Source organism: Kribbella soli (assembly GCF_004331345.1).
Lineage (GTDB): Bacteria > Actinomycetota > Actinomycetes > Propionibacteriales > Kribbellaceae > Kribbella > Kribbella soli.
In genome coordinates, this window is record NZ_SJJZ01000002.1 from 1,135,419 (window position 1) to 1,156,622 (window position 21,204).

A 21,204-nucleotide genomic window follows, 5' to 3' on the forward strand; every position below is an offset into this window, starting at 1 on the left:
CCCCCGATCCGGGCCTTCGCCCGTTCACGAAGGGACGGTACGGACGAGCGCTGCCAGTTCGCTGTCAGTCCGGGACGACCCGTTCGATCGGTAAAGTAGGTAGCCGTATCTCTCGGGGGTGAGATGGGACATCTCGACATTCGGCTGCTCGGCCCGTTCGAGATCCGTCAGGACGGCGCGGTGGTTCGGGTTCCGGGCCGCAAGGTCCGGGCGTTGCTGGCGATGCTCGCGCTGAACTGCGGACGGACGGTTTCGTTCGACGGTCTCGGACGTGCGCTGTGGGCCGACGATCCGCCGCAGCGCCTTCGAGGCAGCCTGCAGACGTACGTCGGGCGACTGCGGCGCGTGCTCGGCGACGACGCGGTGACGACCGAGCCGACGGGCTACCGCCTCGACGTGCCGGTGGAGAGTGTCGACGTACTGCGCTTCCATCGCCTGCTCGACGAGGGGAAACGCGAGCAGGCGTTGGAATTGTGGCGCGGAGACCCGTTCGGGAGCGCGCTCTCCCCGTGGTTCGACGAGCACGAGACGCCCACGCTCGTCGAGCGTTATCTGACCGCCTGGGAACAGCGGACCGACGCCGGCCTCGCCGACCTCCAGAAGCTCACCACGCGCTACCCGCTCCGGGAAACGTTGTGGCTAAGGCTTCTCACCGCGCTACGCGACGCCGGCCGACGAGCGGAAGCGCTGGAACGCTACGAGACGCTACGCCGCCACCTCGCCGACGAACTCGGCACCGACCCATCCCCTGAGCTGCAGGCACTGCACCACGACCTACTCGCTCTGCCCGCAGTTGGGAGCACGCCGCAGCGCCCGGCTCGTGACCTGACGCGGTTCTTCGGGCGGGCGGCCGAGCTGACCCGGGTCGATCGCCTGCTCGCAGCGTCCCGCCTGGTCACGATCGCCGGTCCGCCCGGCGCAGGCAAGACGCGACTCACCCGCGAGTACGCCGTACGTCAGACGTCACCAGTCGTCCTGGTCGAACTCGCACCGGCCGACTCGGTGGCGACTGCAGTCGCGGACACGATCGGACTCGGGGCCGGCGAGCCACTCGACCCGGCGAGCACGTTCCTCCTGATCCTGGACAACTGCGAGCACCTCGCGACCGAGGCAGCGCAGTACGCCACCCAGATCCTTGCGACCTGCCCGGCTGTTCGGATCCTGGCCACGAGCCGTACCCCGCTCGGCGCGGCCGGCGAACACGTCTACCGTCTGCCCCCACTCGCCCACCGCACCGCGATCGAGCTCTTCACCGACCGCGCGCGACTCGTCAACGCAGACTTCCCGGCCGATCCGAGTGACACCATCCGGCAGATCTGCCGCCAACTCGACGGACTCCCCCTCGCGATCGAGCTCGCTGCCGCCTGGATCCGCGTGCTGTCCGAGCGCCAGATCCTCAACCGCCTGACGCCGCTCCTGCATGAGAAGCACGGCCGCCACACGACCATGCGCGCCGCCCTGGATTCCAGCTACTGCCTTCTGCAACCACCGCAGCAACGGCTGTTCGGTCGCCTGGCGGTGTTCGCCGGCGGATTCGACCTGGACGCCCTGGAAGCAGTTTCCGACCTCGGCGACGACCTGCTCACCGCCCTCACCGCACTCGTCGACCACTCCCTCGTTCTCACCGAGTCACTGCCCGACGGCCGCATGCGCTTCCGCCTGCTCGAGCCTGTGCGCCAGTACGCCGTGACTGTCTTCGTCACCGATGACAACGAGGACTCGGTCCGCGACCGCCATGCCCGTCACTACCTGGCCGTTGCCCTCCATGACGACGCTCGCCTCCGCGGACCGGACCGTGCCGCTGCACTCGTCGACCTGCGACGCGAGGAAGCCAATCTGCTGGCCGCGTTGGCGTGGGCCCGCAGCCGGCCCACTGACCTGGCGCTGCGGTTGAGTACGGTCCTCGGGTACTACTCCGAGCATCGAGGCGAGGTGAACGAGGCCCGGACCCGGATCGAAGAGTTCCTGGACCACCCTCCGGCCGAGCCCAAGGTCCGTGCTGCCGCTCTGGCTCGGCTGGGACGACTCGCCTGGCGGCAACGCGACTATCCGGCCGCGCAGCACGCCTACCGGCAGAGCCTCGACCTCCGCCGACGGCTCGGCGATCAGGACGGTACGGCGCGCAGCCTGCGGGACCTCGCTCTCGCGACGGCGTCCGGCGGCGACACCGGTCTCGCCGCCGAGCTGTGTGAGCAGAGCATCGCGATGTTCAGGCGTTCGGGCAATGAACGCGGCCGCGGCTGGGCTCTCACGGTGCTCGGCCTGACCCTCTTCGAGAACGGCTGCTGGGCCGAAGGCGAGACGCACTACCGCGAGGCGCTCGAGGTGAGCCTGGACGGCGGCGGCGCGGCGATGAACGTGACCGCACGGCTCGGCATCGCGTTCTCCGCGGCGGTGGCCGGCGATGTCGGCGTCCATCGGCAGCAACTCGTGGCCGTCGTGGATCAGATCCGTGCGGCCTCCGGCCTGATCGAGGATCCCGAGTGGTTGTGGGCCGCGATGAGCCTGGCTGCGAACGAAGGACGGACCCGCGCGGCGCTCCGGCTCGCCGGCGCCGCCATCGCGCTCAGCCGGCGCGGCGGGCGGATGTCCGGGACCATGACCACCTTCTGCGACGGGACGGTCGAGCGCCTGCGCCGCCAGATCGGGGCCCGCCCGGCCGGCCGCCTGATGGCCGCCGGCCGCGAACTCGCGCAGGACGCGTTGATCGTCGAGGCACTCGCCCCGCCGACGGTCGGCGACCGGCCGTTGAGCGCCCGTGAGCTGGAGGTCGCCGACCTGGCTGGACAGGGGCTGAGCAACGACGACATCGCGCGGTCCTTGACGATCTCCCGCCGTACCGTCGAGACCCATCTCGAGCACGTCCGGCACAAGCTGGAACTCACCAGCCGGTACGAAGTGGTGGCCTGGGCGCTGTCGCGATCCGGGTGATCACGGATGTGCCGGTCACCCGCGTCCGCGCAGGCTGAAGCGATGAACGACTACATCTTCGACACCGGCAGCGAGCTCGGTCAGCACCATCTGGACCATCTCGGCAACCTCCTCGACGCCCCGAGCCGATGGTCCCTCGAACGGCGCGGACTGCCGCCCACCGCCCGCTGCCTGGAGATCGGCGCCGGCTCCGGCGCGATCGCGACCTGGCTGGCGGCCCGGACGGCCGAGGTCGTTGCCGTGGACATCGACACCAGTCAGCTGACGGACGTGCCGGCCAACGTCGAGGTTCGCCGGCACGACCTCCGCGAGGGCCTCGGGGTGGACGGGCCGTTCGACCTGATCCATGCGCGGCTGATCCTCATGCATCTCCCGGAGCGTGAGCAGATCTTCGCCCAGCTGGTCGACGCCCTCGCACCGGGCGGGCGGCTCGTCGTCGGCGACTTCACCGGCCGCCGCCTGCACCCCATCACCACACCGACCGCCGAGGACGAGGCGCTCTGGGCCCGCGTGCAGTACCTCTCGCACGAACTCGCCAGCCCGGCCCGCGGGATCAGCTTCAGCTGGGCGGCCGGTACGGCGGCACGGATGTCTGCCGCCGGCCTGGTCGACGTACACACGCTGGAGTACTCCGAGACGACGGCGGGCGGCACCGACGGCTGCCTCCTGCACCGCAACCTCAACCAGCAGGCAGAAGCCCTCCTGCTGTCCGTCGGCGCCGCCCCGGCCGAACTGACGCGCTACCGCGAGCTGATGACCGACCCGTCCTTCAGCGCGTGGTTCTACCAGTTCTTGTGTACGTCGGGACAGCGCCCTAAGTGCTCCGTCGTCTAGAGGATGGGCGCCTCCGGCTTCATCGTGTCGGCGGGGTTCGCGTCGTCGACGCGTTCCAGCTCGTCGACGGCGATGCGGGTGGTCCAGCGTTGGTCGGGGTCGGGTTGGGGGATGGAGTCGAGGAGAAGCTTGGTGTACGGGTGGGACGGCTCGTGCATCACCGTGGAGACCGGGCCGCGTTCGACGATCTGGCCCTTGGTGATGACCATGACCTCGCCGCCGAGGTAGTACACCGTCGACAGGTCGTGGGTGATGAACAGCGTCGTCATCCCGTGCTCGGTCTGGAAGTCGAGCAGGATGTCCAGGAAGTGCCTACGCACCTGGGCGTCCAGCATCGACACCGGCTCGTCCGCGATGATGAACGACGGGCGCAGCATGTGGACCCGGGCCAGCATGATGCGCTGGCGCTGACCGCCGGAGAGCTGGTGCGGGTACCGTCCAAGCACGTTCTCCGGCTCCAGCCGGACCGCGCGCAACGACTCCTCGATCAGCTCGAGGCCGGCGGCACGGGTCGACGCCAGCTTGAACTTCTGCACCGCCTTCCAGAGCACGCGATCGACCCGGTAGAACGGGTTGAAGATCGCGTACGGGTCCTGGAACACCGGTTGGACGTCGCGCCGGTACTCGTCGTACTCGGCGCGGCTCAGCTTGAAGATGTCCTTCCCGCCGTACAGCACGGATCCGGCCGTGGGTTTCTGCAGGCCGAGGACGTTGCGGGCGATCGTGCTCTTCCCGCTGCCGCTCTGGCCGACCAGGCTGATGATCTGCGGCGGCGACGCGGCCAGGCTGAAGCTCACGTCGTCCACCGCGGTGATGTAGCCGTCGGCGACCCCACGGGCGTGGAATCGTTGCTGTACGCCACGAAGTTCGAGTTCCGACTTCACGATGCCCTCCGTCCTAGCTTCGGGATGGACTCGATCAGCTGCCGCGTGTAGGGATCCCGCGGATCCTTGAACACCTGCCGTACGTCGCCGACCTCGACCAACTCACCCTCGTACATCACCGCGACCCGGTCCGCGAGCTGTGCGTGCACGCCCATGTCGTGCGAGATCACCATCAGGGTCACGCCGAAATCGGTGCGCAGATCCGCGAGCGACTGCAGGATCACCCGCTGGATCGTCACGTCCAGCGCGGTGGTCGGCTCGTCCGCGATCACCAGGTCGGGTTCGAGCGCGACCGCGATCGCCATCAGCACCCGCTGCTTCATCCCGCCGGACAGCTCATGCGGGTACATCTTGGCCACCCGCGGCTCGAGACCCACCTGTGCGAGCAACCGCGGGATCATCTCGTGCAAGGAGTTCCTGCGATCCGGCGCGTGCTCCAGGATCACGTCCTTGAACTGGTCCTGCACGCGCATCACCGGGTTCAGCGAGCTCATCGAGCCCTGCGGGAGATACGAGAGAGAGCTCCACCGCAGGACCCGCAGTTCCTCGCCGTGCACCTTCAGCAGGTCCACGGGCGAACGGCCGGCCGGGTTGAACACCACAGAGCCGCCGGTCACCTTGCCCGGCGCCTTCAGGAGCCGGAGCAGTGCGACCGCGAGCGTGCTCTTCCCGCTGCCAGACTCCCCCGCGATCCCGAGGATCTCACCGCGGCGTACGTCGAGATCGATCCCGCGGACCGCTTTCACGTCGCCACGGTTCGTGGAGTAGACGACCTCGAGCCCGTTGATTTCCAGGACGCTTTCCGAGACGTTATTCACCGGCCACTCCTCTCAGCCGCGGGTTGTAGACCTCTTCCAACCCGATGTTCACCATGTTGAGCGCCGCGAACAGCAACGTCAGCAGCACGATCGGGACCACGAACATCGGCCACGCCCCGAGCGTCAGCGCGCCGGTGGTGATCGCGTTGTAGATGATCTGGCCGAGGTCGACGACACCGCCCGGCCCGAGCCCGATCACCTCCAGGCCGACCAGTCCGAAGATCGCGCCGAGCGCCGAGGACGCGAACCCGACGCCGATGAACGGCAGCAGGTTCGGCAGCAGTTCGGTGACGATGATCTCCAGGTCGCGGGCCTTGCTCACCCGCGCCAGGTCGACGTACGGCCGGGTCCGCAGGCTGAGCACCTGGGAACGGATGGTCTTGGCCGCGAACGGCCAGGCGAAGATCGAGATCATCACCCCGACCTGGAACAGCGTCACGTTCTTCGCGTACGCCGAGAGTGCGATCAGCAGCGGGAACGTCGGGATCACCAGCAGGATCCCGGTGAACGTCGACAGGATGCCGTCGATCCAGCCGCCCTTGTAGCCGGCCACGAACGCCACGATCACACCCACGACGGTGGAGATGATGCCCGCGATCGCCCCGATCTGGAGAGAGACCGACAGCGCCTTCATCACCATCGCGAACACGTCCCGGCCGAACTGGTCGGTGCCCAGCAGATGTCCCGGCCCGGGCACCAGCCACTTCTCGTACGCCGCCACCTCGATCGGATCCTTGCCATTCCCGATCGCGTTCACGATCAACGGGCTGAACAACGCCAGCAGGACCATCACCCCGAGGATGATCAACCCGGCCGCCAGCCGCCGGCTGTTCCGGATCGTCCGTACCACCGCGGTCAGAATTCTCATCGTCATCACTACTTCCAGTACTTGACCCGCGGGTCCAGCAGCGGGAGCAGGAGGTCGAGGAGGAGTACGGCCGTCAGCACCGAGAAGATCGCGATGTTGGTGACACCGAGGATCGTGTTGAAGTCGAGCTGCTGGATCGCGGTGACCAGCGTCGTCCCGAGACCCGGGTAGTTGAACAGCTGCTCGACCAGGACGTTGCCGTTGAAGATGAAGCCGAGCGAGATGCCGAACGCGGTGATCTGCGGCAGGTAGCAGTTCCGCAGCGCGTACCGGGTCAGGATCCGCCAGCCCTTCAGGCCCTTGGCCTCGGCGTACACCAGGTAGTCCTCACCGAGGACCGGAACCATCAGCATCCGGGTGGACAGGATCCAGCTGAACGTCCCGATGATCACGATCGACAACCCGGGCAGCAACCCGTACTTGAGCACGCTGCCGATGAACTCCAGCGAGAGCCCGGGAGTGATGTTGGAGTCGTACGCCGATCTCGCCGGCAGCACGCCCAACGAGTACGCGAAGATGTACACCAGGATCAGTGCGACGAAGAAGTACGGAACGTGGGAGAGCGCGATCGACAGGTTGGTCGCGATCGCGGAACCGAGTTTCCCGCGCCGCCAGCCCGCGATCGCGCCGAGGATCACGCCGAAGATCCAGGCCAGCACCGCGGAGATCCCGAGCAGACCGATTGTCCAGGGCAACGCTCTCAGGATCACGTCCTGGGCCGGCGTCGGATAGTTGATGAGGCTCGGCCCGAGATCACCGTGCAGAACGAGTTTCTCCATGTACTTCAGGTACTGGGAGAACAGGTTCCCGGTGAGACCGAACTCCTGCTGGTAGCGCGCGATGAGCTCGGTGCTCGCCTGCTGGTTGTACATGTAGTTCTGCTGCAGCGTCTGGATCAGCGTCTGGATCGGGTCGCCCGGGATCAGACGGAAGAAGAAGAACGCGATGGTGAGCGCTCCCCAGAGCTCCACGAAGTAGAGGCCGACCCTTCGGATCGCGTACGCCGCCAGCGGATGCCGCGACAGCCAGACCCGCACCCCCGAAGGTGGTGGTGCGGAGTCCTGGCTCTCGTCGACAACTACCACCGGCGGGGCATCCGCCGTCACGCCGGTCCCTTCTGGCCGGTGGCCTGGATCTTGCCGAGCACGAGGATGAAGTGCGGCCACCAGTTCAGCGGCACCTCGTACAGGTTGTCGTCGGTCGGCCAGTCCTTCCAGAAGGCGGTGTTGAAGAACTGCGGGTACCCGGTCTGGATCACCGGCAGCAGCGGCAGTTTCTGGAAGTAGATCTCCAGCGCCTGCTTGAGCAGCGGCTTCGCCTCCTCGCTGTCCGGGTCCATCCCGGACAGCTTCTGGGAGATCGCGTCGAAGGCCGGGTCCTTGAAGCGCATCTTGTTCTTACCGGCGGCGTTCTTGCCGATCGGCTGCGCCTTGCCGCTCTCCCAGTCGGTGTACAGCTGCTCGGGGTCGATGGCGAACCCGGCCCAGCTCGAGTCGATGTCGTACTCGCCGCGCTGGAACTTCTCGTCGTGCACGCTGCCGGACAGGCTGCGCAGCGTCGCGGGCACCCCGACCTTGGCGAGGTCGGCCTTCAGTACGTTCGCGATCGCGTACTCGGCCTTGTCGACCTGCGCGGGCGTGATGATCTCGAGGTTGATCTCCTTGCCCTTGTAGGTGCGCTTGCCGGCCGCGTTCTTCGGCGCGATCTCGTCGAGCAGCTGAGTCGCCTTGTCGAGGCTGAACTCGAACTTGTACTTTCCTGCGAGCTCGTCGTCCTTCCACTTGTCGTTGGTCGGGTAGTCGGCCCACGGGTAGATCGCGGGCGGCACCTTGACGTCCCAGACCGACGTACCGATCTTCTCCCGGTCGAGGCAGTAGTTGATCGCCCAGTGCATCTTCTCCTCGGCCATCACGCCGCGGGCCGGGTCGCAGTTCAGCCACATCACCCGCGGGTTCGGGTCGTGGAACTGCGTCGTGACCAGGTTCGGGTAGCCGGTGTTGGCCAGCTGCGTGGCGTGCTGCGCGTCGATCGAGCCGACGTCGAACTCGGCTCGCTCGAACGCCAGCGACGCCTGGTCGAGCTGCTTCGAGGTGCTCTGGAAGATCACGTACTGCGGCTTGACGTCGAGCTTGTCCTTGTTCCAGTAGTTCGGGTCCTTCTCCCAGACGAACATCTTCTGGTTCCGGATCGCCTGCTTCAGCTTGTACGGACCGGAGCGGACCGGCGGGTTGTCCTTGTACTTCGTCAGGTCCTGCGACTTCCAGATGTGCTCGGGCATGATGTTGTTCGGCGCGCCCGCGATCGCCGCGATGAAGTTGTAGTGGAACCGCGGCGTCGGCTTCAGGAACTTGACCACCGCGGTCTGCGGATCCGTGACCTCGACGGTCTTCACGAACTCCTTCAGGTCGCCGCCGCCGCCGAACAGGTCGGCCCGGTCCTTCAGCGCCATGACCGTGAACTTGAAGTCGTTCGCGCCCAGCGGCTTCCCGTCGTTCCAGTGCGCCTTCGGGTCGAACTTGATGGTCAGCTCGGAGTGGTCGTCGTTGTACTTGTACTCGGTCGCCAGCCACGGCGTGAGCTTGCCGGTGGCGAAACTGAGGAAGAACAAGGGCTCGGTGGCCAGCTCCACGCCGGCGCCGCCCGGTGATCCGTTGGGGATCATCCCGTTGAAGCTGTCGAAGACGGTGTACTCGACCTGACCGACGATCACCGACTGGTCCCGTGGGACCGGGATGTTGGCCTTGCCGATCTGGATGGACTTGGTGGCGACCGGCTTGTTGCTGTTGGCCGGTTTGTCGGAGTAGGAGCCGCCGCTGGAACAGGCAGCCAGGAAGGCGGTCAGCGCGGCGGCACCGCCACCGATCATGCTTCGCCGGGTCAACTGGTACCGGACGACGTCTTCAACATCTTCGTACTGCGGGCGCGGCGCTGGGGCTTCGTTCATGACGAAGGTCACCTCCGTTTTACATTGCGTGGACTGGCGGATCACCGACCGAGAGGTGCCACGGACTATAAGTAGCGTTGACAACGTTGACAAGAGTTCGTTGCCACGTTGAAGCGGAGACGTCATATCCGCAGCTCAGTCGATATACCAACCTTTGACAACGTTGCTCGCTCTGCGTGACTCCCGTAGGCGGAAACGCTTCCAACGACGTCACGCCGCGTAGACGTTCCGGTCCAGGACGGCCGGTTCCGGTCAGTCGTAGACGGCGTCGACCAGAAGTTCCACGGAACGGTCCGGTTCGTTGAGAACCGCGCGGATCACATGCCGCCGGTCCCAGCGCCCGGCGGCCCACGCGAGGGCCTTCGCCAGCCCGTCGAACGTCGCCGCGTGCGGAACACCGTCGGCGTCCACCCACCACGAGACCTCGACACCGTCGACGGTGAGCTCCTCGTGTTCCCACCACGTCGCCGGGACCTCGGGCACGAGTTCGCGGACGATCGCCGGCACGTCGGCCGCCGTACCCTCGCCGTTGATCTTGCCTTCGGCAACTTCCTGGGCGAGCGGTACGTCGAACAGGTCGCTGAGCCCGTCCGCCGCGGCGCCGGATCCGACCACGAACCCGCCGAGGTCGTCGCGCTGCACCCACATCGGCCCGTCGACCACCATCGCGCCGTCCGCGTCGGTGACCCGGGTCCCGCGTCCGTCGGTGTCGAGCACGCGGACCTGGGCCGGCGGGGCGCCCGGGAACAGCGCAAGCGTCCCGAGCCGGTTCCACAGCCGCAGGATCGACGCCTCGTCGACCTCGCGCTCAGGGTCGGCCAGCCGATCGAGAACGAGGCCGATGCCGTCCGCATCAAGGTCGCCGACGTCGCGGACCAGGCCGACCGCCGTACGGACCTCGGGATCGAGCCCGGCCGTCCAAGCAGGGGCTTCGTCGAGGAACGTCGCGAGCACCGGTTCGGCGTCGGGATCCGCGCGTCCGGCGAGCGGCTCGCCGTCATCGAGCAGGACGTGTTCACGGATCCACCAGGCCGCGTACGACGGTACGCCGAGCGGCCGGTCGTCCGGGCCGACGACGCGGACCTGGGTGACGAGCGCGCGGCGCAGTTCGGGCTCAGAACCCAAGATCTGCAGGGCTTTCGGCCAGCTGTCGTCGGTGATCCAGTCGAGGTCGCGGATCGCTTCGAGCTCGCCGATTGTGGCCCCGTACCGGGATCCGTCGGGCGCGACGTCGTGCGCCCAGTCCTCGATCCCGTCGAGGTCCTGGAGGGCCTCGGGGAGGCGGTCGAGGGCGACGTCGGACGCGCCGACGACACCGAGCGAGGCGAGGACGCCGACGGCCTCCAGTGCGGGCAGACCGTACCGGTCGAGGACGTCGCCGGCGATGGATGCGACCTCGTCGGCGTCGAGGACTGCTTGCGCGTCGGAACCCTCGACGACCAGGGCGTTCGCGGGAACGAGTTCGCCGTCCGCGTCGCGAAGTACGAGGTCGGACAGCCACCACAGGCCTTCCGCCTGGGTCGGGTCGGCGGCGACCAGGCTGAGGACGGCGTGCGCGATCGCGTCCGGGTCGTCGGCGTCCGCGGAGTGCTCGACGGCAGCACGGACGGCGCCGTCTTCGAGGAGCGAGCGTGGGGTGGCGGGGATCGCGCCGAGGCGTTCGAGGACGGGGTCGACGGCATCCGGGTGTACGACGCGGACGCCGTACTCACCGAATGCGGCGAGCGTGTCGACCGGAATCTCGGGTCCGGGCAGCAGAAGACCGCGGGCGCCGCGGACGAGCCGGCCGTCGGCGAGCGGAACCGGGAGGGTCCCGAGCGATTCGCGGATCAGTGGGTCGGTGACCATGGTCGAGAGCCCGGCGTAGAGCGTGCGCCACCAGCCGGGCGGTGCCTCTCCCCCGAGCTGATCAACCACCTCCGCCAGCTCGAGGCGTCGTACCTGCAGGGCGTCCAGCGCGAACCGGTCCTCGCGGCGCGCGTGAATCAGCCCTGGTACGAGTGGCGCCAGCACCTCGTTGAACGCCTCGTCGGCGCCGTCCACCACGACCGCCTCGCTCGGTTGCAGCATGGTGCCGTCGACGGCGGACAGGATGGGGATGCTCGGCAGGACGCGGAGGATCTCGTCGCGGAGCATGCGATCGAGTGCACCCGCCGCTAGGCCGGTTGGCACCAGCGGCAGTACGTCGTCTCGGTTCTCGGCTCGCTGGCGCAGCAGTTCGCCGTATGACGTCGCCGCTTCCCGGACCAGGCGATCCGTCAGTGGTCCCGTTGCCACGTGGCGCCGGGTGGAGTCGAGCGGGAAAGTTGCCAGGAGCAAGGCTGGGAGGGAGAAGGGTTCGTCGGTGGGTGTGGGTGCGTGGACTACAGGCGGTAGTTCGGTGAGAGGGCTGCGAGGGAGCGCCCAGACGACCGACCAGGTCGGGCGGGTGCGTTCTTCGGTGGGGCGGTCGGCGAGGAGGTGTTCGCGTTCGACGGTGGTGAAGGTGCCGGCGGCGCGGTGGATGTGCCAGCGGTCGGCCGCGTTCTCGAGGATCCGGTGGGTGTCGTCGGTCTCGATCTCGATGCGTTCGAGGCCCGGGAGCGCCAGGAGGAGCGCGTCGTCGGCTTCGGTGAGCAGGCGGCGGACGAGGTCCGCGGCGGCCTCGTCGCGGAGCGGGAGGATGACCGCGGTGTCGTAGCCGGCAGGCGGTTCGCCTTCGGTCGCGAACGGGAGCCGCAGGACGGGCACCTGGCCGTCGCGACGCCGGAGTTCGGTATCCAGGGACGCGCTGCCGAGGTCGGCGATCGCCGCGGCGGTGTCGGCCTTCGAGAACCGAACACCCCCGGTCCGCGACATCACGACCGGCTCATCCGTCACCGCAAGCACCGCAGAGAACCCCACCCCGAACCGCCCCACCGAGGAAGCCACCCGCTCGTCGCGTTTGGCTGATGCTCGGAGGGTGGCGAGTGACTCCACGCCGTCTGCGTCCAGTGGTGCGCCGGTGTTGGCGACTACGAGGGTGTTGGCGCGGAACTCGTACAGCACGCGCCCCGGCGTACCCGCGCGAGTGGCCGCGTCGGCGGCGTTCTGGGCGAGCTCGATCACCAGCCGGTCGACGTACCCGCCGAGCGCGAGTTCCTCCTCGGCATTCGCGTCCTCTCGGAACCGCACAGGCGCCGCCGCCCACCCAGCCAGCACCCGCTCGCGAATCCCCGCAGTACCGAACACATCGTCAGTCACCGACGCAGTATGACGCACCCCCGGGCACCCACTTCCGTCCCAACAGGCAGTCGTGGGGTTTGGTCGGTCCCCTAAACCGCGAGTCGTGAAATGAGGCTGCATCTGGCCGCCGAAACCCACGACTCGACGGACAGTCCATCGTGGAAGTGCCACGCGGCGGCAACGGCGGGTCATCTATCGTGGTGCGGTGATCGCTTCCGGCAGTCGGTATGTCGCACTCGGCAGCTCGTTCGCGGCCGGGCCGGGGATCCGCCCGATCGTGCACCCGCCCGCGGGACGCTCGGGCAACAACTACGCGCGACTCGTCGCGACCGAGCTCGGCCTCGATCTCGTCGACGTCTCGTACTCCGGCGCGACCACCGCGCACGTGCTCGACACCCCGCAGGACGAGGCGCCGCCGCAGCTCGACGCGCTCACGCCGGAGACCGCTCTCGTGACGATCACGGTCGGCGGCAACGATCTCGAGTACGTCGGGACGTTCCTCCGCGGCAGTTTCCTCAACACGGTCGCGAAACCGGCGTCGATCCTCGGCCGCCGGGTGGCGAACCGGATCCGCGCGCGAGTCAGCTACCTCAAGGACGACGCGTCGTACCAGACCGTCTCGGATTCTCTGACCACGGTGGTCGAGAGAGCCAGAGAGCGCTCTCCGGAGGCGCGGATCCTGCTGGTCGACTACCTGAGCCTGGTCGGGCCGGCGACCCGGCCGCGCCTCGACGTACCGCTGAACGAGGAACAGCTGCCGAGCATCGCGCTGATGGCCGACGGTCTGGCGGCTGCGTTCGCGAAGGCGGCCGCCGCGTCCGGGGCCGACCTGGTGGCGGCGTCGGCGGCGAGCCGGGATCACGCGATCGGATCGGCCGAGCCGTGGACCACCGGATTCACGCTGCGGCCGTCCTATCTGGGCGGCCACGTCTCGTACCACCCGAACGCGGTCGGCATGCGCGCCGTCGCCGACCTGGTTCTCAGGACCCTCCGCACATGAAGGTGCGCGAGGCAACCATTTCGGACGTCGACGCCGCCGTCACCACACTGACCCGTGCCTTGGCCGACTACCCGATGAGCCGCGCGTGCTTCGACCCGGATGGGTACCTCGATCGGCTCACGGAGTACCACCGCTTGTTCGTCAGTGGCATCGGGCTGCCGCACGGTCGCGTCTGGGTCACCGACGACGTGAGCGCGGTCGCCGTCTGGCTCCCGCCCGATCTACCGGCCGATGCGTTCGCGCCCCACGCGGCCGCGTTCCAGGAGCTCGCTGGGTCCCAAGGCCCACTCACAGCGGAGTACGGCCAGGCGATCGCGCTCTTCCATCCTCGCGATCCTGTCTGGCTCCTCGCACTGGCCGCCGTCGACCCGGACCACCAGCGTCAAGGGCTCGGTCGCGCGGTCATCAGCCCCGGTCTCGCAACCGCGGACGCCGCGCACTCCCCCGCCTTCGTGGAAACTCAGGACCCGGCGAACCTCAGCTTCTACGAATCACTGGGCTTCACCGTCATCGCCGAACTGGAACTCCCCCACAACGGCCCGATGCACTACGCGCTCTACCGCCCACCCGCCTGAGCCGCACTCAGCAACTCAAGGGCGTCCAGCGCCTCGCGCGCTATCCCCGGGTCCTCGTCACGCGCCAACGCTGTCAGCGCCTCGGTGAACTCGGGCCACGCCGCGTAAACCATGGCCCACAGCGCAGCCCGCCGTACCGGGACGTCGGCGTGCTGCGCCGAGAACACCAAGTGGTCCAACACCCGCTCGTCGGCTACGACAGGCGCGCCGGCTCCGAGCCGCAGTACCGACTTCGCCCAGCCGGCCGGATAGACGTGGACGTAGCTGTCCTCGATCAGCTCGTCGAGTGTCCACACGGAGAGCGCATTCTCGATGGACGCGTGCGCCGCGTCCGGCGCCAGCAGATAGACGACGTCGGCGAACTCGTCCACGACGTAGTGCGCATCGCCGCCGTCAGTCGACCACTTGGCCTCGTATCCGATCCCGTGCTCGAGATCGCGGTCGATCTGACCCACGAAGGTCCAGCCGGCGGCATCGACGAACGCACGTACGTCGGCGTTCCCGACGTGGTCGCGCAGAATCAGGCGGCGACTCGTCCGGTCGAGAGCAGGCTGCGGCGGCGTCGGCATGCGCGTCACCGTAGCCGAGGCCAGGTTTAACCCGGGGTGTGGACGTACGGCGTCGTGGTGGTGACTGCGAGGAAGCCGAGGCGTTGGAGGATCGGGGAGCTGTCGTCGGAGGCGTCGACGTGGAGGTACTTGTAGCCGAGCTCGACCGCCCGCGCCGCACGGACCGCGACCAGCGCCTTGTAGATGCCCTTGCCGCGCCACTCGGCCAGCGTCGAACCGCCCCAGAGACCGGTGAACTCGGTGCCCTTCTTGTAGACGGCCCAAGCGGCGGAGACCACCTGGCCGTCAACCTCGGCGACATAGACCTCGGTGCCGCCCGCGTGCCGGCGTACCAGGTCGTCGGTCAGCCAGGACCAGTCCTCACCCCAGACCGTCGACTCCATTGCGGCGATGCGCTCGAAGTCCGCGCGCTCGCCGACCATCCGGATCGTGATGCCGTCGACCGCGTCGCGGCCCTGCAGGCGCTCCGCGATGTCCGCGCTCTCGGCGACGAGTACGGTCTCCTGCTCCTCGGGTTCGAACCCGGCGGCCTTCAGCCGGTCCGGAAGGTCGGCCGGCTGGTCGTGACCGCGCAGCTTCCACTCGACGGCCTGTCTCTTGGCGGCGAAGTAGTCGCGTTGCCGGGCAATCAGCGCGTCGATCTCCGCGCCGTCGAGACCGTCGAGGGAGCGGTAGCTGACGAAGCCGCGGTTCGGGTACTCGACCCGGATCACCGGCCCGTCGGTGCTCGTCGGCACGTCCGCCGTCTCACTGGTCCCCCGCAGCTGATCGTCGTACGCCGCGAGCAGGTCGTTCTTCAAAGCATCGGTCACGGGAGGACTCTGGCATGCCTTGTCCAGATCCGCCTCACATTTCGTCCTGCTGAGAACTTCCACGCCTTCCGCTCGGCGCGGCGGCCACGCCCGGCCGGCTCGCTCAGGCCGTGCTTGTTCTCACGCTCGGCGTTCGCGAAGTGGCTCAGCGACACCATCAGGTTCAGCGGTTCCATCGGTCCGTCCTCCGGTCTCTCGGTGCTTACACGGAGACGTCGGATCCGATCGGCCGAACTCGACATGCGGCAGCTAGGAATCCTTCTCGGTGACGAGCACGAGGCGCCGGAGCAGGCTGTCGAGGCGGGTCCGGTCGGCTGCGGGCAGGTGGTGGATCAGTTCCTCCTCGACCCGCAGGATGTCGTCGATTCCGCGTTCCCAGAGAGCGCTCCCCGAGTGCGTCAGCGTCGCGACGACCTTGCGGCGGTCGTCGCGGTCGTGCGTGCGTTCGACGTACCCGCGGCTCTCGAGCGCGTCCAGCCGATTGGTCAGCGCGGCCGGAGACATCCCGAGCTGCCGGGCCAGTTCGCCGGGCGTCGCACGGTACGGCGTGCCGCCGCGGCGCAGCATGTGGAGCGTCTTGAACTCCCACAGTTGCAGCCCGTACGCCGCCAGCACGGCTTCTCGCCGGCGCTCGAGGTACCGCGTCAGCACCTGCAGACGGACGGTGATGCCTTCGACGTCCCGGTCGAGGTCGTCGAGCTCCCCTGCCCAGAGGTCGACGTGTGCGTCTACGAAGTCTTTCACCCGACTAACTTTTCAGCCGCTGAAGGTTAGTTGTCAAATATTTCGATGTCGAAATACTGTGATGGGCATGAGCCAACTCGCAGCCGTCGATGTCGTCACCGCCGCCACCCACCTGATACGCGCCGGCCAGTGGGCCGCTGCGACCGACCTGCTGACCGCCGCCCGGCCTGACGATGCCGCCGAGCGTGAGGTGCTCGCGTTGGGACTGGCCGAGGTCACCGTCGACCAGGACTTCGGGCAGCAGACCGACCACGCCTCTCCCGCGCTCGCAGCCGTCCCCGGCGATTCGTGGGACCTCGCGATGCTGAAGTTCCGCAAGGACTATGCGAGCGCGCTGTTCCAGTCCGGCGGCAAGAACCTGAGTGAGCGCGCTCTCACGCTCATCGACGAGGCTCCCGACGACGGCCGACGCGGCGCCGCGAACTTCTGGGCGGGCGCGATGGCCGACAACGTGTACGAGCAGCCCGCGGAGGCCATCGAGTACTACGAGACCGCCTTGGAGCTGGGTGAGAAGTGCGACGACGAGTGGCTGACGTCGATGGCGCTCCGGCATCTCGGGTACCACACTCATGCAGCCGGCGATCTGGCGCTCGCGCGGACGCAGTGGGAGCGGTCGACCGAGCTCCTGCAGAAAGCCGGGTACCTGCGCCCCGCGCTTGCTCAGCAGACCATGCTCGCCGTCCTGCTCCGCGACGAGGGTGACGCCGCGGGCTCACGGGCGCTCGCGACCGAGGTCAACCGCTGGGCCCGTCAGTTGGGCATCCCGTTCATCATCCAGGAGACCGCGGAGCTCATAGCCTGAGCGGTACGCCGAACTCCGCGGGAACGCCGGCGCTGAACGCGACATGGTCCGGCGGGCGGTCGGGCGGCACGAGGCCCACGGATCGCAGCAGCCCGTCGACGTCCAGCGCCGTAAGGCTTGCGGCGTGGAGGATCCAGGGCGGGTGCTCGTTCGGCAGGTACCAGGTGCGACCGGCGCGGTGGACGTGCAGTCCCCACCGCGCGGTGAGGAAGTCCTCCAACGGCCCGGCCTGCAGGCGTTCGCCCATCTCGACGCCGACGAGCGCTTGCACGCCGGACTGACGGACGGTCGACGCGTACGTGTGATGGCTTTCGTGCCGTTCGTGGCACATCCGCGCCCAGCGGTACGGGAGCCCGAACACCGTGCGCGCGGTTGCCACCACAGCCAGCCGGTTCGCGTCGAGGCTCAGGAACACCACACCACGCCGGCCCGTCTCGTCCACGGAGTACAGCCGGATGTTCGTCTCCAGGAACGATCCGAAGTACGGAACGGACGGGCCGTGCGGGAGTCCGGTGTCGATCATCCGGAACGGGACCAGGCCGACGTACGTGCGTCCCTCGAAGGTGTCCGGCCGGGTCCCCGGCGGGAAGAAGTACGCGACGTCGGCCGGCGCGAAAGCCCAGTGCACAAACGTCAGATCCAGCCACCGCTGCCGCAGAATCCGCGTCCGCGGCAGCCCCGGCGCTACCGGCCAGCTCATGCAACCGAGCGTATCCCCCTAGGACGAGAACGCGGCGTCGAAGGACGCGGTTGGTGGGTCGAAAGCGAGGGAGCGGACGAACTGGAGGGCTTCGGCGGCGCCGACCAGGCGGTCCATGCCGGCGTCTTCCCACTCCACCGAGATCGGGCCGTCGTACCCGATCGAGTTGAGCATCCGGAAACACGCCTCCCACGGGACGTCCCCGTGCCCGGTCGAGACGAAGTCCCAGCCGCGGCGCGGGTCGCCCCAGGCCAGATGCGAACCCATCCGGCCGTTGCGCCCGTTGCCGACCTGACGCTTCGCGTCCTTGCAGTCGACGTGGTAGATCCGGTCCTTGAAGTCCCACAGGAACCCGACCGGGTCCAGGTCCTGCCAGACGAAGTGCGACGGGTCCCAGTTCAGCCCGAACGCCTCCCGGTGCCCGATCGCCTCCAGCGTCGCGGTCGTCGACCAGTAGTCGTATGCGATCTCCGACGGGTGCACCTCGTGCGCAAAGCGCACGGCCACCTCATCGAACACGTCGAGGATCGGGTTCCACCGATCCGCGAAATCCCGGTACCCGGCCTCGATCATCGCCGGCGGCACCGGCGGGAACATCGCGACCGTCTTCCAGATCGACGAACCGGTGAACCCGACCACCACGTCCACGCCGAGCGCCCGCGCCGCCCGCGCGGTCGTCTTCATCTCCTCGGCCGCACGCTGCCGGACACCCTCCGGATCGCCGTCGCCCCAGATGTGCGCGGGCAGGATCGCCTGGTGCCGCTGGTCGATCGGGTCGTCGCAGACCGCCTGCCCGAGCAGGTGGTTGGAGATCGTCCACACCTTCAGGTTGTGCTTCTCGAGGATGTCCAGCCGGTCCCGGACGTACGCCGGGTCCTCGGCGGCACGTCGTACGTCGAGATGGTCGCCCCAGCAGGCGATCTCGAGTCCTTCGTATCCCCACGACGACGCGAGCCGAGCCACCTCCTCGAACGGCAGGTCGGCCCACTGGCCGGTGAACAACGTGATAGGTCGAGCCATGTCCTTCTCCTTGTCAGGGGATCCCGGCGTTCCCGCCGCCGGCCCGGATGACGGGTTCATCAGGCCGCGATCAGGGCGAGCACGAGAAGGCACAGCAAGGTGCGCTCCATCACTAGGATCCCGTGCTCTGCCCTGCGCGGGAGTACTACCGGCTAGATCAACGGACGCCGAGCAGGTGCTCCATCGCCAACTGGTCCAGCCTTTCGAATCCGAGACCGCGCTCGGCCAGCGCGTCCCGGTCGTACGTCGCGTTGCGGAGGTCGTCCAGCGACTCACCCTCGGCCAGGGTGGGTTCGGACAGCTCCGCGACACGTGCGGCGGCGAGTGCCTCCGCGACCTCGGGGTCGGCACGGAACGCCTGCACCTTGTCGCGCAGGATCAGGTAGTTCCGCATGCAGCCACGAGCGGTCTCCCAGACGCCTTCCTCGTCCTCGGTCCGCGGCGGCTTGTAGTCGAAGTGGATGTGCCCGTCGTACGCCGGGTAGCTTCCGGACCCCTGCAGTACGTCGACCGTCCAGAAGGCCTCGCGCAAGTTCCCGGCGCCGAACCGCAGGTCCTGGTCGAACCGCGGACCGTGCTGACCGTTCAGGTCGATGTGGTACAGCTTCCCGTGCCACAAGGCCTGCGCGATCCCGTGCGCGTAGTTCAGCGACGCCATCTGCTCGTGCCCGACCTCGGGGTTGATCCCGACCAGTTCGGGGTCGGCGAGATCGTTGATGAAGGCAATCGCGTGCCCGATCGAGGGGAGCAGGATGTCCCCGCGCGGCTCGTTCGGCTTCGGCTCGATCGCGAACCGGATGTTGTACCCCTGCTCGCGCACGTACGCGCAGAGGATGTCCATCGACTCCTTGTAGCGATCGAGCGCGGCCCGCACATCCTTCGAGCCGCCGGACTCCGCACCTTCACGACCGCCCCAGAGCACGTACGTCGTCGCGCCCAGCTCGGCCGCGAGGTCGACGTTGCGAAGCACCTTCGCCAGCGCGTACCGCCGTACCTGGCGATCGTTGGCGGTCAGACCGCCGTCCTTGAACACCGGGTGGGCGAACAGGTTCGTGGTCATCATCTCGACGGCCATGCCGGTCTCGGCCAGCGCCTTGCTGAACCGCTCCAGCACCTGTCCGCGGGTGGAGTCGTCGGGTACGACGTCGTCGTCGTGGAACGTGACCGCCGCGGCGCCCAGTTCCGCGAGCTTCTCGACCGCGTGCACCGGGTCCATCTTCGGGCGGACCGCCGTACCGAAGACGTCGACGCCTTCCCAGCCGACGGTCCACAGACCGAAGGAGAACTTGTCGTCCTTGGTCGGGGTGTAGTCATTCATTCAGGAATCTCCTGCCATTGTCGGGATGCCGAGCTGGCCTCGACCGCGGCCAGCACGCGCTGGACTCGCAGCCCGTCGGCGAACGACGGTTCCGGATCGGCGCCTTCGGCGATCGCGGTGACCAGGTCGACGACCTGATGGGTGAACCCGTGCTCGTAGCCGAGCAGGTGGCCGGGTGGCCACCACGCCGCGACGTACGGGTGGTCGGGTTCGGTGGCGAGGATGCGGCGGAAACCTGCCGTCCTCGAGTCCTCGGTGGCGTCGTAGTAGTGCAGGAGATTCATGTCCTCGAAGTCGAACGCCAGACTGCCGAGGCTTCCGTTGATCTCGATCCGGATCGCGTTCTTCCGGCCGGTCGCGAAGCGGGTCGCTTCGAAGACGCCCAGCGCGCCGGAGCGGAACGTGGCCAGGAACACGGCCGCGTCGTCGACCGTGACGGGTCCACGCTCGGTGCCCGCCGTACCGGCCAGTCCCGAGTGCTCCGCGGCGACAGGCCGCTCCTTGACGAACGTCTCGAGCCGCGCACTCACCTCACCGATCGTGTCGCCGGTGATGTACTGCGTCAGGTCGATGATGTGCGCGCCGATATCGCCGAGCGCGCCCGACCCCGCCTTCTCCTTGTCCAGCCGCCACGACAGCGGCGCCTCCGGATCGGCGATCCAGTCCTGGAGGTACTGCGCCCGGACGTGGCGGATCGTGCCGAGCTTGCCGTCGGCAACGAGCCGGCGGGCCAGCCCGATGGCCGGCACCCGGCGGTAGGTGAACCCGACCATCGACCTGATCCCCTTGGCCCTGGCCGCCTCGGCGGCCGCGGTCATCGCCTCGGCCTCCTCGACGGTGTTGGCCAGCGGCTTCTCGCACAGGACGTGCTTGCCGGCCTCCAGGGCTGCGATCGCGATCTCGGCGTGGCTGTCGCCCGGCGTGCACACGTCGACCAGCTGGATGTCGTCGCGACCGAGCAGCTTGCGCCAGTCGGTCTCGGTCTCCTTCCAGCCGAGTTTCGTCGCGGCCGCCTGGACGGCCTCGGCGTTGCGGCCGCACAGCACGTTCATGGCGGGGTTCAGTGGCAGGTCGAAGAAGCGCGGCGCGCTCCGCCAGGCCTGCGAATGGGCCGCCCCCATGAACGCGTAGCCGATCAGGCCGATGCCCAGGTTCTCCATGACTCTCCTAGCTCTCTCGAA

19 protein-coding genes are annotated in these 21,204 nt (G+C 68.2%); 5 read left to right on the forward strand and 14 right to left on the reverse strand.

Features of this window, described 5'->3' with window-relative positions; genetic code table 11:
* Nucleotides 1–123 precede the first annotated feature (123 nt).
* Together E0H45_RS19490 and E0H45_RS19495 are read left to right on the forward strand one after the other, a co-directional pair.
* Nucleotides 124–2,931: an AfsR/SARP family transcriptional regulator gene (locus E0H45_RS19490; RefSeq protein ID WP_131339205.1), complete on the forward strand. Its 2,808-nt coding sequence runs from the start codon at nucleotides 124–126 to the stop codon at nucleotides 2,929–2,931.
* Between the two features lie 42 nt (nucleotides 2,932–2,973).
* Nucleotides 2,974–3,765, forward strand: coding sequence for a class I SAM-dependent methyltransferase (locus tag E0H45_RS19495; protein WP_165546520.1), 792 nt, complete (start codon nucleotides 2,974–2,976; stop codon nucleotides 3,763–3,765).
* Here the strand turns inward: E0H45_RS19495 and E0H45_RS19500 are convergent.
* The 6 genes from E0H45_RS19500 to E0H45_RS19525 all read right to left on the reverse strand — a co-directional run bounded on the left by E0H45_RS19500 (nucleotide 3,762) and on the right by E0H45_RS19525 (nucleotide 12,501).
* Complete coding sequence (locus E0H45_RS19500; RefSeq protein WP_131339209.1) at nucleotides 3,762–4,649, reverse strand: ABC transporter ATP-binding protein; 888 nt, start codon at nucleotides 4,647–4,649, stop codon at nucleotides 3,762–3,764. The two genes, E0H45_RS19495 and E0H45_RS19500, sit on opposite strands and share 4 nt — an antisense overlap.
* Nucleotides 4,646–5,467, reverse strand: coding sequence for an ABC transporter ATP-binding protein (locus E0H45_RS19505; protein ID WP_131339211.1), 822 nt, complete (start codon nucleotides 5,465–5,467; stop codon nucleotides 4,646–4,648). The genes E0H45_RS19500 and E0H45_RS19505 overlap by 4 nt, the downstream gene beginning before the upstream one ends.
* Nucleotides 5,460–6,341, reverse strand: coding sequence for an ABC transporter permease (locus E0H45_RS19510; protein ID WP_131339213.1), 882 nt, complete (start codon nucleotides 6,339–6,341; stop codon nucleotides 5,460–5,462). The genes E0H45_RS19505 and E0H45_RS19510 overlap by 8 nt, the downstream gene beginning before the upstream one ends.
* 2 nt (nucleotides 6,342–6,343) lie before the next feature.
* Nucleotides 6,344–7,441, reverse strand: a complete 1,098-nt coding sequence (locus tag E0H45_RS19515) for an ABC transporter permease (protein ID WP_131339214.1) — start codon at nucleotides 7,439–7,441, stop codon at nucleotides 6,344–6,346.
* On the reverse strand, nucleotides 7,438–9,279 hold the full coding sequence (locus tag E0H45_RS19520) for an ABC transporter substrate-binding protein (protein ID WP_131339216.1): 1,842 nt from the start codon (nucleotides 9,277–9,279) through the stop codon (nucleotides 7,438–7,440). Before E0H45_RS19520 ends, E0H45_RS19515 begins: the two co-directional genes overlap by 4 nt.
* A gap of 252 nt (nucleotides 9,280–9,531) precedes the next feature.
* Nucleotides 9,532–12,501, reverse strand: coding sequence for a sacsin N-terminal ATP-binding-like domain-containing protein (locus E0H45_RS19525; RefSeq protein ID WP_131339218.1), 2,970 nt, complete (start codon nucleotides 12,499–12,501; stop codon nucleotides 9,532–9,534).
* Between the two features lie 187 nt (nucleotides 12,502–12,688).
* Here E0H45_RS19525 and E0H45_RS19530 point away from each other — a divergent pair, with 187 nt between their 5' ends.
* Both E0H45_RS19530 and E0H45_RS19535 read left to right on the forward strand, forming a co-directional pair.
* Nucleotides 12,689–13,483 carry an SGNH/GDSL hydrolase family protein gene (locus E0H45_RS19530; protein WP_202872399.1) on the forward strand — a complete coding sequence of 265 codons (795 nt, stop codon included), beginning with the start codon at nucleotides 12,689–12,691 and terminating at the stop codon, nucleotides 13,481–13,483.
* On the forward strand, nucleotides 13,480–14,058 hold the full coding sequence (locus E0H45_RS19535; protein ID WP_131339220.1) for a GNAT family N-acetyltransferase: 579 nt from the start codon (nucleotides 13,480–13,482) through the stop codon (nucleotides 14,056–14,058). The genes E0H45_RS19530 and E0H45_RS19535 overlap by 4 nt, the downstream gene beginning before the upstream one ends.
* On the opposite strand, the gene E0H45_RS19540 is transcribed toward E0H45_RS19535, so the two are convergent.
* From E0H45_RS19540 to E0H45_RS19555, 4 genes are all read right to left on the reverse strand, one after another.
* Nucleotides 14,040–14,627 carry a HEAT repeat domain-containing protein gene (locus E0H45_RS19540; RefSeq protein WP_131339222.1) on the reverse strand — a complete coding sequence of 196 codons (588 nt, stop codon included), beginning with the start codon at nucleotides 14,625–14,627 and terminating at the stop codon, nucleotides 14,040–14,042. The two genes, E0H45_RS19535 and E0H45_RS19540, sit on opposite strands and share 19 nt — an antisense overlap.
* 26 nt (nucleotides 14,628–14,653) lie before the next feature.
* On the reverse strand, nucleotides 14,654–15,439 hold the full coding sequence (locus tag E0H45_RS19545) for a GNAT family N-acetyltransferase (RefSeq protein ID WP_131339224.1): 786 nt from the start codon (nucleotides 15,437–15,439) through the stop codon (nucleotides 14,654–14,656).
* Nucleotides 15,436–15,615, reverse strand: coding sequence for a hypothetical protein (locus E0H45_RS19550; protein WP_131339226.1), 180 nt, complete (start codon nucleotides 15,613–15,615; stop codon nucleotides 15,436–15,438). The genes E0H45_RS19545 and E0H45_RS19550 overlap by 4 nt, the downstream gene beginning before the upstream one ends.
* Nucleotides 15,616–15,688: 73 nt before the next feature.
* Nucleotides 15,689–16,183 (reverse strand): MarR family winged helix-turn-helix transcriptional regulator, encoded by a 495-nt coding sequence (locus tag E0H45_RS19555; protein ID WP_131339228.1) that lies wholly within the window; start codon nucleotides 16,181–16,183, stop codon nucleotides 15,689–15,691.
* Nucleotides 16,184–16,250: 67 nt separating this feature from the next.
* On the opposite strand from E0H45_RS19555, the gene E0H45_RS19560 reads away from it, so the two are divergent.
* Complete coding sequence (locus E0H45_RS19560) at nucleotides 16,251–16,985, forward strand: hypothetical protein (protein WP_131339230.1); 735 nt, start codon at nucleotides 16,251–16,253, stop codon at nucleotides 16,983–16,985.
* On the opposite strand, the gene E0H45_RS19565 is transcribed toward E0H45_RS19560, so the two are convergent.
* From E0H45_RS19565 to E0H45_RS19580, 4 genes are all read right to left on the reverse strand, one after another.
* A complete protein-coding gene (locus E0H45_RS19565) occupies nucleotides 16,975–17,685 on the reverse strand; it encodes a YqjF family protein (RefSeq protein WP_131339232.1) in 711 nt (236 codons plus the stop codon). The genes E0H45_RS19560 and E0H45_RS19565 overlap by 11 nt on opposite strands.
* An 18-nt stretch (nucleotides 17,686–17,703) precedes the next feature.
* Complete coding sequence (locus tag E0H45_RS19570) at nucleotides 17,704–18,705, reverse strand: sugar phosphate isomerase/epimerase family protein (RefSeq protein WP_131339234.1); 1,002 nt, start codon at nucleotides 18,703–18,705, stop codon at nucleotides 17,704–17,706.
* Between the two features lie 157 nt (nucleotides 18,706–18,862).
* Nucleotides 18,863–20,023 carry a xylose isomerase gene (gene xylA / locus E0H45_RS19575; RefSeq protein WP_131339236.1) on the reverse strand — a complete coding sequence of 387 codons (1,161 nt, stop codon included), beginning with the start codon at nucleotides 20,021–20,023 and terminating at the stop codon, nucleotides 18,863–18,865.
* Nucleotides 20,020–21,183 carry a Gfo/Idh/MocA family protein gene (locus E0H45_RS19580; RefSeq protein ID WP_131339238.1) on the reverse strand — a complete coding sequence of 388 codons (1,164 nt, stop codon included), beginning with the start codon at nucleotides 21,181–21,183 and terminating at the stop codon, nucleotides 20,020–20,022. The genes xylA and E0H45_RS19580 overlap by 4 nt, the downstream gene beginning before the upstream one ends.
* Nucleotides 21,184–21,204: the final 21 nt, after the last annotated feature.

Bases quoted from the DNA above. Each gene is read 5' to 3' on its own strand.
- E0H45_RS19490 (WP_131339205.1), top strand. From the start codon at position 124: ATGGGACATCTCGACATTCGGCTGCTCGGCCCGTTCGAGATCCGTCAG.
- E0H45_RS19495 (WP_165546520.1), top strand. From the start codon at position 2,974: ATGAACGACTACATCTTCGACACCGGCAGCGAGCTCGGTCAGCACCAT.
- E0H45_RS19510 (WP_131339213.1), bottom strand. From the start codon at position 6,341: ATGACGATGAGAATTCTGACCGCGGTGGTACGGACGATCCGGAACAGC.
- E0H45_RS19520 (WP_131339216.1), bottom strand. From the start codon at position 9,279: ATGAACGAAGCCCCAGCGCCGCGCCCGCAGTACGAAGATGTTGAAGAC.
- E0H45_RS19535 (WP_131339220.1), top strand. From the start codon at position 13,480: ATGAAGGTGCGCGAGGCAACCATTTCGGACGTCGACGCCGCCGTCACC.
- E0H45_RS19540 (WP_131339222.1), bottom strand. From the start codon at position 14,627: ATGCCGACGCCGCCGCAGCCTGCTCTCGACCGGACGAGTCGCCGCCTG.
- E0H45_RS19550 (WP_131339226.1), bottom strand. From the start codon at position 15,615: ATGGAACCGCTGAACCTGATGGTGTCGCTGAGCCACTTCGCGAACGCC.
- E0H45_RS19560 (WP_131339230.1), top strand. From the start codon at position 16,251: ATGAGCCAACTCGCAGCCGTCGATGTCGTCACCGCCGCCACCCACCTG.
- E0H45_RS19565 (WP_131339232.1), bottom strand. From the start codon at position 17,685: ATGAGCTGGCCGGTAGCGCCGGGGCTGCCGCGGACGCGGATTCTGCGG.
- E0H45_RS19570 (WP_131339234.1), bottom strand. From the start codon at position 18,705: ATGGCTCGACCTATCACGTTGTTCACCGGCCAGTGGGCCGACCTGCCG.
- xylA (WP_131339236.1), bottom strand. From the start codon at position 20,023: ATGAATGACTACACCCCGACCAAGGACGACAAGTTCTCCTTCGGTCTG.
- E0H45_RS19580 (WP_131339238.1), bottom strand. From the start codon at position 21,183: ATGGAGAACCTGGGCATCGGCCTGATCGGCTACGCGTTCATGGGGGCG.